Origin of the sequence: Halobacteriovorax sp. ZH5_bin.2 (assembly GCF_043196375.1) — a bacterium.
Classification (GTDB): domain Bacteria; phylum Bdellovibrionota; class Bacteriovoracia; order Bacteriovoracales; family Bacteriovoracaceae; genus Halobacteriovorax_A.
The window spans coordinates 182,078-195,444 of the sequence record NZ_JBEBMJ010000006.1 but is presented as its reverse complement, the minus strand read 5'-3'; the positions used below and the strand labels follow the sequence as shown (position 1 = coordinate 195,444).

Below are 13,367 nucleotides of genomic sequence, written 5' to 3'. Positions count from 1 at the left end.
AATTATGTTGTGTTAGTTAAAAAAGAACTTATTCGAAAATTAGTGGATGAATTTTATCAAGTTGCCAATTACTTGATTCAAGATCAGTTGCAGGCGATGCAACTTATTATTGATGTGGCAACAGGCTTCGTTGCCCAAGATAGTCAGACTCTCTATAAGATTGATAATGAATACTTTGAGCGTCAATTCTTATTAAAGTTAATATCGTTGGCCAAGCAAAGAAGTGAGCAAATCCTAAATAATAGAAGTGGTAAATTGAATACAGTTGAACAAAGGGCGTGTCTTTACCTTTTTGAGTTTAAAGGTGAGGCCGTTGATGATATCTCAGAGATCCTAAAGATTTCACAACAGCAAGTCTTATCTTATATTGATCAACTACCGCATAAGAGCATTAATCTAAATGAGAGCTTTGATGGAAGAACAATTAATTAATAATAATCTGAAAAAATGTTTCTTTTCAAAGCAGATGACCTATTTAGAAAGTCGTGACTTTGTAAAAAATGAACAACATATTTCTCAATGCCTAGATTGTCGCCAGAAAATACTGGAGTATGAGCTTAAAAAGCAAGAGCTCATAAACGACTTTAATTCGTATCAGGCCAACACTGAAGTTGAAGAAATTCTTTTGCGTGAGCTTGATGAGTTAATCCCCGAGTTAGAAGAGGATCAGATAAAGGGGAGTCCGATTATAAGAAAGCGTCAGTACAATCTGAGCTTGAAGGACTTCTTTATTTTCATTTCTTTTGGAATTCCACGAAAATTACAATTGATCATTGTGGCCACGCTAATCTTAGCGGCGTGTATTTACTGAGAGAGTGAAGATTGCATAGTACTTACCATCTTCGTCTTTTAGATCTTTGACAATATTAGGGATTTTATTCATATTTCCGAGAGCTTTCTCAAAAATTTTGTGTATATCATCGTCTTCAGACGATTTTAGAATCTTTACAATTTCTGCATTCCCTTCTTCGTCATAGCGAACAACGGCCCTGAGTTCTTGAGCTGAAGCAGAGCGCAGGCTTTCTTGGACATAAGGCCTTTCATTAACTCGATTTCTTACTGAGATTTGAACAGAGTTGATATATTGAATGGCAACACGCTTATAGAAAGCATAGAATACTTTTTCAAATTCATTGAGCTTGTCTGGGCTAATCCCTTTTGGAGGAAGAAAACTAACTGTGGCCTCTTGAACGTGAGATAACTCGTTAGTCCAATTTGCATCTTTAAAGCTTTCCTTAGAAATTCTTTTTTGAAGAATCTGATTTTTTTGTACAGATTCTTTCTTGGCCGCTTTGATGATTCTTTGTTCTTCTTTCTTTGATAGGGCAGATGAGCGGCTTTTTACCTCTTGATCCACGCGCTTAATTTCTTTTTCGCTATATGATGGTTTACCGTAGGCGAGTTGACCAAATAGGTTTTGATTATCCTGGGCCTTATCAAGTCCAATCTTTCTAACTTCAATTTGCTTAAACTTAAGTTTTATCGGCTCTTCTTGTGCCAGTTTTTTAGATTCGCCGGCATCGAATACTAGACTTAGTATTAATGCATGCAAAACGAGGGAAAATAGGATTGTTATATAGTTGATCATTTTTCTCCGGCCGGATTTTCCTATAAAAATTGTACCATTTTACTTGGTTAGGGACAAAGGAATCTCCTTTAAACTGGTAAAATTTGTCTACTCTTTATTCTAGCGCAATGAGTAGGTAGAATTAAAGTGTGCTAGTTGGCGCAATAGTAAATGAATTACGTAATTTTAAGGACTTATGGATGAGTAAACCAGTTCAATACAAATTTTCAAAGGTGAGATTAGGAATATTAGGTCTATCTTCTGTCTCAATTTTAGTCATTGCTTATATGTTAAGTGGTGTATCAAGTAGTTATAAACTGGTTTCAACAATTCAAAATGGAATTCAAATTTGTAGCACACGAGTTCAGCAGACCTACACGGCCGCAGTAGCAGGAGATATGAATTCTACATATCTTGATAGTAACTTTACGGCCCAAACTGGAGAGTGTTTCGCACAAGTCTCAGACCTAATGACTGAGTATGGAAAATTCTCGTCAGCTATCGTTAAAAAATTTAATACAGTTAGCTCTAATGTTCACTGGTTTCATGAGAGTTTAAGAAGTACAGGGAAGGGGTTTTCTGTTACTGATAAAAACTTCTCTAGTAATGTTGATGAAAAATTCTCTCAATTTGAAGATGCTGCTGATGCGGGTTCAATTCTTATCGAGAATCACTTTGAAACAATTTCTAATTCACTTTCAAATATTAAAATTTCACTTGCTCTTGTCGCAGGAGTTTTCTTATTTACTTTTGCATGGGAATTAATCTTTAAGAAAATTGTTATGCAAAGAAGAAAAGATCTTGAGGATGAAGCCTTAAGTTTACTTATGCTTAACCAAGAAGAGAACTTCGATGAGATCGAAAGTGTTATTATTAATGCTCTAGAGCTTAATGAAATGAAGCATTGCTCAAGACTTTACTCAGCACAAAAACAAAATTTCAAAAAAGAGAAGAGAAAGGCAACGATCTCTTCTAATGAAAATAAAACTTTTGGGATGGTTCTTTCTGACGATGATCAAGATGCAAAGCAAGTTGCAGATCAAATTTGGTCTATGAGTGAATCAAATGAAAGTGGTGATAATGAAACAAATGTACCAATGGTACAAAGTTGTGAAATATCATCTGTAAATCGTTTCATCGCTTGTAAGGTACAAGATCAGTACAAAGAGCAGGGAATCGAATTTAAAATTGATACTAATGAAAAAGAAATCATTGGTGAGAGAGAAACAATTGAGCAGATTCAATATAATATTCTTTTAGATGCAGCTAAGAACTCAATCAATGCAGAGGAAGATAAGAGGACAATTGAAGTTCAAGGTAAGACTCTTGGAGCAATTTACTATCTAAGTATTTCATCATATGGAGAGAGTAAAAACTCAACTGAGCTTGAAACATCTGTACAAATAGTAAGAGAGCTTCTGAAAGATATCTCAGGACGTCTCGAGCTTGCAAATCTTTATAACGACGATTTACAACCAGTTGGGCGTAAGTATAAGTTAATCTTTAAGACAAAAGATGTTGTTACTGCTACTTCTGCCGCTAAAGCAGAGAGTGTTGAGCAGGGAGCTGAGGAGTTTACGGAAGCTAAGGAAGATACTTCTAAGAAAGTTACTCGCATTGAAAAGGGTACTAAGCGCGAAATTATGCAAAGACTAATGTAATTAGAACTCGCGTTTTTTTAGCTTTTTAATTTCTACTAAATTTCCAATTTCATTTAACAGGCTTTGATAGTTTTCATTTGAGTAATCATCTGATGCTACAAGCCTGTATACATCTTTATACTCAATTCTATTTGCTGCAAAGTAGTAGTCGAAGATAATGTCGGCCAGCATATGGGATACTTTTCGTGAAGCCTTGTGAAGCTGGTAAAGGTTTAATCCCTTAAGCTCTTCATTTACATTGACCCTTTTATTACAAAGCTTTAAACATGCCTTAAAGACCATCTTATCTGTCTTCTTTACCTGTTTATTGTGACGGGCCATGTATTGAAAGTCTTTATACATATTACATTTTCGATACGGATTAAAGAGTTTAGAACAAAAATACGCGCTTATATAATTATGAACGAGATAGACAAATAAATTTGTACGATCTCTTTTGTTAAAGAAGCCCACAATTTCCTTTTCTGGAATCTTTAACTTTGACTGGTGAATATGAATTCCTGCTAAGTAAGAAATTCGATTTATGGAATAACTTGAGCAGTAGTAGGCTTTCTTGCATGGAAGCTTAAACGTTTTTCCATGTTCAAGTAGCTTATTATAAAAGCCAATGGCCTTCTTTGACTTAAGTTTACTAATTGTATTCTTTACTCTCTTTAGGCTTTGTTGATCGAAGATCCTAAAGTCTTCAACCTCTCCAATTGGAATATCAAGATTTAGAGTATTATTGATCTCGTGACAGAAGTAAGCAAAGTTATCAAAGATATTGTCTGAGAACTTAAGTGTTCCAGTTTCAATAATATACTCGTGAATATCAAATTCTGGATCATCGGCCAAGTGCTCATACCAGTAAATTTGAGACTCATACTTAAGCCAAGGAGGTGAGTTTACAAGAACGAACTCTCGCATATTATACTTAACAATTTGGTCTGATCTAAGTTTATTAGTTTCAACTAGCTTCCAGTACACCTCATCAGTATTTTGATGAATTATCGTTTGAACGACACCTTTATTGGCAAAATCGAAAACCTTTTGAGGGAGCTTGTTAGGAACGATGTGTAGCTCACCAAAGAGAATGAGTAGCTTCTGCTCAGGGTTTTCCCTATGATAAGTTGCAATTTTTTTTGCGGCCTTCTTGTCTCTTTGCTCAAGGTTACCTTTGGTATTAAGGGCAAGAATTGAAATATTATGATCCTTAGCAAGGTCAAAGAAAATCTTGTAAAAAGTCCAAGGAAAACGCCATGAGTTTTTGTAGTTAATTGACTCTAAGAACTCAAGCTCAGTAATTGCACCTTTTAGGTAAGAATCAATATAGAATTGATGATTGATATGAATGAACTCCACACCAATAGCAAATTGATAATCACTTTTTGCTAGAATGCGAATGATACGCTCGAGATTTCTCGTACTCTGATCAAAAGTGTGAAAGTCACCAAGGTAGATAATATCAGAGGAGTCAATTGATTCGTATAATTGACTTACACTCGACTTTTGAAACTCGCGGCGAGCGTAGCGCTGTTGATCTTGCCGATATTTCTTTAGTAGAGGCGTGGGCTCTCCTTCAAGAGAGTTGGCCTTATTTTTAAAATAGCGGTAGATACTCCGGTGAGTCTCATCGACTTTCAATTGCATAAGTCTATGATATCACTAATTATTTATTTGACCAATAATGATATTATTTAGGGTGTTATTTATAAGAGCAAATGTCTCATTTACGTTTTGAGCAACTTGATCCTGCTCAGCAAGTAATGAGTTCAGCTCGATAGCTGCAGGTACTTCAAGTGACTGAATAATTGTTGAGATAGGTGTTCCAACGGCACTTGTAAGAATGAACTGAATGAATTGTAGAAGTTGAAGTTCCCCGTGTAGGTTAAGAACTTCAGTATCATTAGAAATTAGTCTAAGCTTCGTTGTGTGTTCAGACTTTTCAAAGATTGCACTTGTTAGTGGAAGGTGAATGTCACTTCTTTCACTAATAAGAGTTTCAAGATAAATATCTTGGTTGTTTGGATAAATTGGAGTCTTTGGTAGAGCGACAATTTTTCCAATTAGTGCATTTGAAGAGTAATCGTACTTCATCTGAACCTTTCCACTATTTACCTGATCACGGTAATTTCCAATGATAATTTTCAGGTGAGAAAGGATACAGCTTGTGTGCCAAGGCCAGCGCTTAGCAAGTAGATTGATTGTATCAACCTTAGATGCAAGTTTCTGTGTATATACTGAAAAATCTGTCTTCAGAATATCTTCTTTTGAAAGAGTGATATCTTGTAGAGATTCAATATGATGAGTTGGTAAGAATTCCGTCTTCTCTAGGAATTTTGGAATTAACATGGCATTTAGTTTTGCCTTAGTCTTCTTAAGTCCACCATTGAAAGTAAGTTGAGTAATTTGTTTACCAATTGTTGTCTTAAAGAACTCTCTAAATAGGTTGATATTTAGATTTGAAATCTTAGGAAGAAGTCCAAAATATTGGAAGTAAGCATTACCATACTCCTCAATTTTCGCTTTTAGAGAATCAATTGTTGTTAGCTCAAGTTTAATATCATTTTCGTTCGTGAAATCGACAATTAGAAGATATGGGTAGCGCTCTTGTGGGTTTAAGTTAAAACCTAAAAGATCATAATTCTCATCTTCACGATAATTTGAAAGAGACTCCACACTGAAGAACTGGTCAAAAGGAATACAACTCTTAGTTAAGTTCTTAAAGTATTGTGGGTGAGTGATTTTATCACTTTCGCTATTATTGCTTAGAAGCTTTCCGTTTAAGATAGCATCCTGGTGGAATTCAAATGATAGTCCACACTTTGTCTCATTTGAGAAAAGTGGAGCGTCAATGGCCTTCTTATTTGCGAATAATTTATCAATTTCTTCAACGAAGAAATCAAACTTAGAGAAGTGAGTTAGGTCACCATTCATATTCACAGATAGGCATGACTCTTTTAGAAGAGTCGAGTTTACATCCGGGTTACCGAAGATATCTAATTTATTTTCAACAACGCGTTTTGAGAAGATGTAGAAGTAGCGAGGGATTTCACCCTTGCCCTTAAGTCCTTCTAGATTAAAACGCATTAGTAGCTTGTATTGCTTAAATAGTGCTTCGTTCTTTGCTGCGTGAGAAGGAACGAAGAGCTTCTGGTTAGAGAAGACGTACATATAACCACTATTAGAAAGATGCTCCCCATTTTGCATAATATTTGTAATGAGGTAGTGGTGTGGGTTCTTTTTAGGTATATTAACTAAATTAACAAGTATTCTATCGTAGATACTTTGTTGAACCTCTGTTGCATCGAGTAGCGCAAATTGTCCACTAGCTGTGATTCTCGATTTATTCGACTTCTGTTTAAAGAGCGAAACGATTAAAGAAATTGGATCCTTATTCTGTCTTGGAGCAAGGTAGACTAAGAAAGTCATGAATTGAATTTCTTGGAATATCTTTAAGTATTGCCCGTTAACATAGTTGTCGCCTCTAAACTCTGGACAGATAATTTCTTGCCAAGCTTCTGTCGAGTTATTCTCCTGAGCAATCCAGTGAGAGATTGTCAGAGAATTGAGGAAGTTCCCTGTAAATAGTGTACTTAGGCACTGTGGTTGTGCATTGAAATTAAAGTATCCACCATGATTTTCAATCCACTTTGGAAAATTAATTAAGAGATTATTAATCATTAGACCAGAGTTACGATTACTAAAAGCATGAGAGTACTTATCTGTTTCATTATGAAATAGAACAACTGATAGCTCGTTTGGAATTTCATGATTTAAAACTTTAAAGAACTCAATCGGGTTAAGGTCTTTAAGGATAGAGCTAAGCTCTAGAATACTATCACCAAAGTTCTCATTTGGCCTAAACCAGCTGTATTCATTAGTTCCGAGAGCACGGCTCGATAATTCACGTGAGCTTGATACTTTAAAGATCTTACTTAGTGTCGAGTTTGGATTTAGAATCTCATTCTTAGTAAGAGTCTTTGAATAGAAAGAGCTCAATTGAGATAGAAAGCGAACCTTTAAGATATAGACGCTAATAGAACGAAGGCAGTAAACTTTTAAAAAGTCCTGGATGCACTCGTAACTTGGGCCGTTCTTGTCATCAAGTTGTGCCCAAAATTGATTAAAGTCGCTAACTCCCTCAGGGTGAATCCCATTGTGAGTCGTATATTCAATAAATTCTTGAAAAAGAGATTGTTTAAGACTGCGGTTGCGGTTCTTGAAAGACTTTACTTGTGTCTTTGCTTCAGTAAAAAGTTCAAATACGATCTTTTTAAACTTCATGCTTCCCTTAGTTAGTAAGCTTTCACCACGCCATTTAGGAATGATGTGATCACTAACAAGGAATTCTCCGCTTTGGACTGATGGAACAGGAGTGGGTCCGCCTGCAGATGCTGCATGCTCTTGTACCTCAAGGCTTTCTGCCTCGGCACTAGGTCCAGGAATATTGTTAATCAGCCAGTTCTTAGCTGAAAACGATGAATCTTTCACTTCGCCTGTTGTTCCATATAATAATCAGACAATCCTCAAAACTTTAAGATGGTTAACATTCTAAACTATGTAAGGAAAGTCGTGTGTTGCGTCTTTAAATTGGTAGTAAAATATAACTATGGGCATTCATATTGTCATGCTTAAAAATAGAAATTCTCGACTTAGCCTATCTAAGTCATTGATTTTTCAGTAATGTTTATTTCTTAAAGTTTCTGTCATCTGTGTCGAAAAGCACAAGTGATATTGGATCAATAGACGGAGTTTATATGGTTGGAAATAAACCACAAGATGCAGCAGCAAAAAGTGTAGAAACTGGATTTTCTGAAAATGAATTAGATGACATCATGGCAGAGTTCGCAAGCCTCGATAAGGAATTAACCGGACAGCTTGATCAAGGGCCGGTTGCTGAAACTGAAGAAGAAGCACCTGTAGCCGAAACTCCTGTGATGGAAGCTGTTGAAGAGGCCGTTGCGGAAGTAAACCCTCTTGATGCTTTGGAAGCGGAAGCAGATCCTTTAGACGAGATGGTCGCAGAAGCAAACCCTCTTGATGAGATGGTAGCAGAGGTCGAAGAAGGACCAGCGCAAATCGTTGCTCAAGAAGATATTGAAGAAGTTGTTGCTGGGGATTCTACTCCAAGTCTAGAAGAAGTGTTCTCTGAAGGCTTTGATGATGCGGAAATGGATGCCATTATGAAGGATCTTGAAGAAATTGATGCGGCGTCGACTGCGACGACTCTAGAGATGGAAGAAACTCCAGAAACAACAATGATAAAAGATGAAGACAATGAAAACGTACTTGTGATAAATCAAGCGCCTAAAGAAAATCCTGCTCCAACTTTTACACATGTTGCACCAACAAGTGCTGACAGTGGGAAAGTTGCCTTTAGTGCAGCAGGTAATATGAATTTTAATGTAAACTTGACGATCGCTGGATCACAAGCAACATTAAGTGTGGTTGATGGCCGCTTTACACTAACAATGAATGGTGTGGACGTCTCAATCACAGAAGAAGGCTTTAAGGCCTGTATCGAAGGTGGAGCTAATTTTAATATTCCACTTCCGTCGGCCGATGAAGCGAAGAAAGTCGCTTAACATTGTAATAAAGATTAAAAGGTTTTAAATGGCCATAAATATACTTGGTGGGCATGCTAGAGGGCATGCCCTTTTTGTTCCCCCAGAATCTATTACTCGTCCAACGAGTGTAATGCTTCGTCGAAAATTTTTTGATGCTCACCAGGACTTAACAAATTGCCTCTTTGTGGATTTATTTGCAGGCAGTGGAGCTATGGGGTTTGAAGCCTTATCAAGAGGTGCAAAGAAAGTCGTATTAGTTGATGACCATCCAAAAGTTCTTAATGTCTTAAAAAAGAATAAGGCGCAAATTTCCAAGAAAGTAGATACCGTTGAGTTGTCGATAATTAAGCAAAAGGCACAAGCATACTTAAAAACAAGTTTGTCTTACTTAGAGTCTACTTCAGACGAATTTGATGAAAGTTATATTTTTATTGATCCGCCATACGAGTTAAAAGATGTCTACTTAGAATGTCTCAAATTACTTAAAGAATCTTCATTTTCTGGAGAGGTTTGGATCGAGTCAGATCGCCAAAAAGGAATTCTTGAAGCTGATTTAAAAAAACATTCTCTTACATTCTCAAAAGTCTACAAGCAAGGTACGAGTTATATTGCAAGAATTGCATTGTAATCCGGTGTCGTATAAAATTGATTTAAATTTATAAGAGGAATTAGGTACTCAATGAAAAGAGCAATTTATCCAGGAACGTTTGATCCTTTCACAAATGGTCACAAAGATATCTTAATGAGGTCATTAACTGTCTTTGATGAAGTCATTATTCTTGTTGCCCACAATCGAAATAAGAAACCTCTTTTCACTGCTGAAGAACGCGTTGAAATGTTAAATGAAACATTTAAAGACGAGCCTCGTATTAGAGCAGATAAGTGGGAAGGCCTAATTGTAGATTATGCCAAAGCAAATGATATTAGCTCGATCATTAGAGGCTTAAGACCAACTGGCGACTTTGAGGCGGAATTTCAAATGGCCTCGATGAATAAGAGACTATATCCAGAAATCGAAACTGTTTTCTTTATTACAGAAAGAGACAATTACTATGTTTCAAGCTCACTAGTAAAAGAGATTCACAAGCATGGAAAAGTTATCAAGGAATTCGTTCCAGACACAATTTATAATTGGATTTCTAAAAAAGGGAAGATCTAATGAATGTTTCTAAACGTTCTCAAGAAATTAATGAAAGTATTACTTTGAAACTTAATGCTAAGGCCGTTGCCATGGCACAAGAGGGGAAGAAAGTTTATAACCTAACAGCAGGTCAACTTCCTTATCGTCCGCCAAGAGAGCTCGTCGAGTCAATTAGGGGAGAGTTAGACTTTCTTAAAAGCTTTCAGTATAGCCCCGTTGCAGGTGATAGCGAGTTATTAGAAAAGATAATTGACTACGTTGAAACTTCTCGTGGGATTAGTTTTGATGAGTTTGATCATAACTTTAAAGCAGTCGTTGGAAACGGTGGGAAGCATGTACTTGCCAATATCTTTGCGAGTATTGTTGATCCAGGTGATGAAGTTATTGTCTTTGCACCATATTGGATTTCTTATCCACAAATGATTTCTCTTAACGGGGGAGTTCTTAAGGAAGTTAAAGCCTCAGTCTTTAATGCATTTGAGCCTGACCTTGAAGAATTAAAAGAGTTAATTAGTGATAAGACGAAGGCCATTGTTTTAAATAGTCCTAATAATCCTTCTGGGATTTTCTATAATAAAAAGTGGATGAAACAATTTGCTGAGATTGTGAAGCCTTTTGAAAATGCTTTTATTATTTCAGATGAAATTTACTACGAATTAAACTACTACGATCCAAAGCCAACATATTTCTATCAATATGACCGCGAACTCTTATCGCGTACAATTATTGTTGATGGGATTTCAAAAAGCTTAGCAGCAACAGGTTTAAGACTTGGCTACTGTATTGCTCATGAGGATGTTATTGATGCGATTAAGAAGATTCAGGGGCATACAGCTTCGGGTTCTTGTTCACTTATTCAACGTGCTCTTCTTCGCTATAATATGAATCATGTAGATGAATATTTAACTCCAGTAAAAAAACATCTTCGTGAAAATGCTCAAACTCTAAGAGAAGTTCTTAGAGAATATAAATTGGAGAAATGTTGGTATCAGGTAACATCGGCGTTCTACTTCCTCTTTGATTTCTCAAGTGCCCCAATTATTAACAAGTTCAAAACATCAGATAGTGACCAGTCTGATTACTCAGTTGAGATTTGTGAGCAAGTACTTGAGCAAAAAGGTGTGGCGATGGTGCCAAGTGGAGACTTTGGACTACCAAATTGTGCAAGAATTTCTCTAGTTCTGCCAAAAGAAGATTTTAGAGACGCCATTGTGAGTTTAGCTGAGTACTTAACTCAGGAATAGGCTATAAAGATTGGTATCTGATTCCCACTATTAATTAAAGGCTAAGTTAAGAGATAATTAAGCTGTGAATAAGCTAATTGTTTTCAGTATTTATCTCTTAACATCTCTCACTATCTTCACCTCATGTGGTGCAGACGAAGAAATCGAGTTAGAAAGAAGTTATCTTTCTGTGGAAGATTATTTGTCGTCAGGAGACTGTGATAAGGCCTTATCGAAGATGCTTTCGATGAAAGAGCAAAGTGGAGATGCCACTTACTATAAGCTTCTTGCTTCATCTTATGCATGTAAAGCAGGCTTTTCAGTTACCGAATTTTTCTTAAATGAAATTACAAAAATTACAACAGGCGCTGATCTTCTAAGCTCAATGTCAACTTTTACAATGGCCCAGGCCATGACTGATATTGATGATCTTTCGTACTACTACCTTGGCGAGGCCATTGAAGTTCTTACATACTCTGGAGGAATGGGACCTGCAACTAAGGATCCATCGGCCGCTCTTCGTGAAGCGACGTTTGGAAGTTACGGAGCTGCAGATATAAACTCATTTCTAATGTATATGCTCTTTGTTCGAAACGGAATGAGTATGGCCTTTTTTGGTAACTCTGATGCCTTAGGTTCAAAGGGAGCAGGGGCGATTGGAACAAATGAGTGCCTCTTTGCTTATTCTTATTTTGGTGATGTTGATCTCGATGCTTATATTCAAGCAGGTGGCGTTACTGGTGCATGTGATGATGGTGCGGATACTGGAAGCATAGACTTAACTAATGGTGACTCTAGTCTTCATTTAGAGCGCGCCTGTGCAATGGTAACAGACTTTAATAATCTTTTAGATGTTCTTGAAAATATCTCTCTTGGGGATATTACAGATGTTGATCTTTCGACATTCTTAGCTGATATCAGTGCTGTGAGACAAGACTTTGTTGATAATGTGATTACGCCTAAAGGCTTTTCTAATAGTCTTGTGACAGTAAAAAATCAAACTCAATGTGTAACTGATTTTACGGGAAGTGAACTTCAAATTGCTTACTATATGGCCGCATTATTTGAAACACTTCATTCAAGGTAGGTAATGAGGAACTCGCTAAAGCTTCTATTCATTACTCTTTTGACCATTCATACAATGGCCTTTGAAAAGTTTTTTCTTGGAGAGAGTCCTCGAGCAAAACTAATGGGAAATGCATGGATGGGACTTGCCAATCAGGACTCATTTACTATTTTCTATAATCCAGCGAGCCTTGGGGCCAATTACGACATCGACTTATCGCCAGTTAATTTCACATTTGCAGGGCCAAATGCTATTGATGATATGGATCGTTTTACTAACCTGCCAAGTGATGCAGCAGGGATTGCAAATCAGCTAATGGGATTTCCTCTTTATCTAGAAGCATCAAATTTTTCAACAATTAAGGCCCATCACTTCTCATTTTCTTATTTTACAAAAAATCGCGCTAATATAGTTTTAAAAAATCGCGTTAACCCTGCCTTTAATGTCGATTACTCATATGATCGTGGCTTTATTACTGGTTTCGCTTTTAATCTAATTGGTGGAGATCGAAATAAGCAGAAAAAGAAGATTATGACAGGCCAGCGCCTTTCTGTTGGTTATTCATTCAAGTATTTAACGAGAGAGGGGACACGTGATAAGTTTGATATTTTTTCAACGAATATCATCACGAAAATTGAAAACGGCCTTGGTTCTATCGATGAAATAAAAAGTACATTTGGATTCTCAAAAGGTTCTGGTTCAGGACATGATATTGGAATTGAATATGCTAATGGCTGGGGAAATACTGAATTTGTTGCCTCCATGGCAATTTTAGATATTGGTGATACTTATTTTAAAAAGACTGAAGGTGATGGAGAAGTGCCTCGTATTGCTATGGCGGTAAATACAGGATTTGCGGTAAAGCAAGATTGGAAGGTTTTTGATTACTCTCTCGCATTGGATGTTAAGCCAATTAATCAAGGTCTTGAATTTGGCCGTATGATTCACTTTGGGGCCCAATTGAATATTCCTTTCTTTGGCTTCTTTGCTGGCCTTGGGGAAGGTTATCTTAACTATGGTGCCGAGATTCGTCTGTGGCCTGTTACGATTACTGCCGGATTTAACAATGTTGAAATTGGTTCTAACTATCAAGAGACAAAAGGTGATCGCCTTTTCATCTTTATTTCTTTATTTGATACATCCATGGATATTTTTTAGGC

At 36.6% G+C, this 13,367-nt stretch carries 12 protein-coding genes; 9 read left to right on the top strand and 3 right to left on the bottom strand.

Annotated elements, in window-relative coordinates:
• The first annotated feature begins 9 nt into the window (after positions 1-9).
• Complete coding sequence (locus tag ABMA76_RS14900) at positions 10-432, top strand: hypothetical protein (RefSeq protein ID WP_392911313.1); 423 nt, start codon at positions 10-12, stop codon at positions 430-432.
• Positions 413-811 (top strand): hypothetical protein, encoded by a 399-nt coding sequence (locus tag ABMA76_RS14895; protein ID WP_392911315.1) that lies wholly within the window; start codon positions 413-415, stop codon positions 809-811. Before ABMA76_RS14900 ends, ABMA76_RS14895 begins: the two co-directional genes overlap by 20 nt.
• Here the strand turns inward: ABMA76_RS14895 and ABMA76_RS14890 are convergent.
• Positions 791-1,588: a hypothetical protein gene (locus ABMA76_RS14890; protein WP_393062036.1), complete on the bottom strand. Its 798-nt coding sequence runs from the start codon at positions 1,586-1,588 to the stop codon at positions 791-793. The two genes, ABMA76_RS14895 and ABMA76_RS14890, sit on opposite strands and share 21 nt — an antisense overlap.
• A 179-nt stretch (positions 1,589-1,767) precedes the next feature.
• Here ABMA76_RS14890 and ABMA76_RS14885 point away from each other — a divergent pair, with 179 nt between their 5' ends.
• The gene (locus tag ABMA76_RS14885) at positions 1,768-3,228 is read left to right on the top strand and encodes a hypothetical protein (protein ID WP_392911319.1); all 1,461 of its coding nucleotides are present in this window, start codon (positions 1,768-1,770) and stop codon (positions 3,226-3,228) included.
• Here the strand turns inward: ABMA76_RS14885 and ABMA76_RS14880 are convergent, their stop codons facing one another.
• Complete coding sequence (locus ABMA76_RS14880) at positions 3,229-4,857, bottom strand: ChaN family lipoprotein (RefSeq protein ID WP_392911321.1); 1,629 nt, start codon at positions 4,855-4,857, stop codon at positions 3,229-3,231.
• A 15-nt stretch (positions 4,858-4,872) separates the two neighbouring features.
• On the bottom strand, positions 4,873-7,701 hold the full coding sequence (locus tag ABMA76_RS14875; protein WP_392911322.1) for a hypothetical protein: 2,829 nt from the start codon (positions 7,699-7,701) through the stop codon (positions 4,873-4,875).
• A gap of 221 nt (positions 7,702-7,922) precedes the next feature.
• On the opposite strand from ABMA76_RS14875, the gene ABMA76_RS14870 reads away from it, so the two are divergent.
• The 6 genes from ABMA76_RS14870 to ABMA76_RS14845 all read left to right on the top strand — a co-directional run bounded on the left by ABMA76_RS14870 (position 7,923) and on the right by ABMA76_RS14845 (position 13,365).
• On the top strand, positions 7,923-8,795 hold the full coding sequence (locus ABMA76_RS14870) for a hypothetical protein (protein ID WP_393062034.1): 873 nt from the start codon (positions 7,923-7,925) through the stop codon (positions 8,793-8,795).
• A 28-nt stretch (positions 8,796-8,823) separates the two neighbouring features.
• Complete coding sequence (locus ABMA76_RS14865) at positions 8,824-9,405, top strand: RsmD family RNA methyltransferase (RefSeq protein WP_392911326.1); 582 nt, start codon at positions 8,824-8,826, stop codon at positions 9,403-9,405.
• Between the two features lie 51 nt (positions 9,406-9,456).
• Positions 9,457-9,936 (top strand): pantetheine-phosphate adenylyltransferase, encoded by a 480-nt coding sequence (coaD, locus tag ABMA76_RS14860; RefSeq protein ID WP_392911328.1) that lies wholly within the window; start codon positions 9,457-9,459, stop codon positions 9,934-9,936.
• Positions 9,936-11,162, top strand: coding sequence for a pyridoxal phosphate-dependent aminotransferase (locus ABMA76_RS14855; RefSeq protein WP_393062032.1), 1,227 nt, complete (start codon positions 9,936-9,938; stop codon positions 11,160-11,162). Before coaD ends, ABMA76_RS14855 begins: the two co-directional genes overlap by 1 nt.
• A gap of 64 nt (positions 11,163-11,226) precedes the next feature.
• Entirely contained in the window at positions 11,227-12,228 is a 1,002-nt protein-coding gene (locus ABMA76_RS14850; RefSeq protein WP_392911332.1) for a hypothetical protein, read from the top strand.
• A gap of 3 nt (positions 12,229-12,231) precedes the next feature.
• Positions 12,232-13,365 carry a hypothetical protein gene (locus tag ABMA76_RS14845; RefSeq protein WP_392911334.1) on the top strand — a complete coding sequence of 378 codons (1,134 nt, stop codon included), beginning with the start codon at positions 12,232-12,234 and terminating at the stop codon, positions 13,363-13,365.
• Positions 13,366-13,367: the final 2 nt, after the last annotated feature.

What these genes read in the sequence shown, in the direction of transcription:
- ABMA76_RS14845 (WP_392911334.1), top strand. Translation starts at nt 12,232, where the DNA reads ATGAGGAACTCGCTAAAGCTTCTATTCATTACTCTTTTGACCATTCAT.
- ABMA76_RS14890 (WP_393062036.1), bottom strand. Translation starts at nt 1,588, where the DNA reads ATGATCAACTATATAACAATCCTATTTTCCCTCGTTTTGCATGCATTA.
- ABMA76_RS14880 (WP_392911321.1), bottom strand. Translation starts at nt 4,857, where the DNA reads ATGCAATTGAAAGTCGATGAGACTCACCGGAGTATCTACCGCTATTTT.
- ABMA76_RS14895 (WP_392911315.1), top strand. Translation starts at nt 413, where the DNA reads ATGGAAGAACAATTAATTAATAATAATCTGAAAAAATGTTTCTTTTCA.
- ABMA76_RS14855 (WP_393062032.1), top strand. Translation starts at nt 9,936, where the DNA reads ATGAATGTTTCTAAACGTTCTCAAGAAATTAATGAAAGTATTACTTTG.
- ABMA76_RS14865 (WP_392911326.1), top strand. Translation starts at nt 8,824, where the DNA reads ATGGCCATAAATATACTTGGTGGGCATGCTAGAGGGCATGCCCTTTTT.
- ABMA76_RS14885 (WP_392911319.1), top strand. Translation starts at nt 1,768, where the DNA reads ATGAGTAAACCAGTTCAATACAAATTTTCAAAGGTGAGATTAGGAATA.
- coaD (WP_392911328.1), top strand. Translation starts at nt 9,457, where the DNA reads ATGAAAAGAGCAATTTATCCAGGAACGTTTGATCCTTTCACAAATGGT.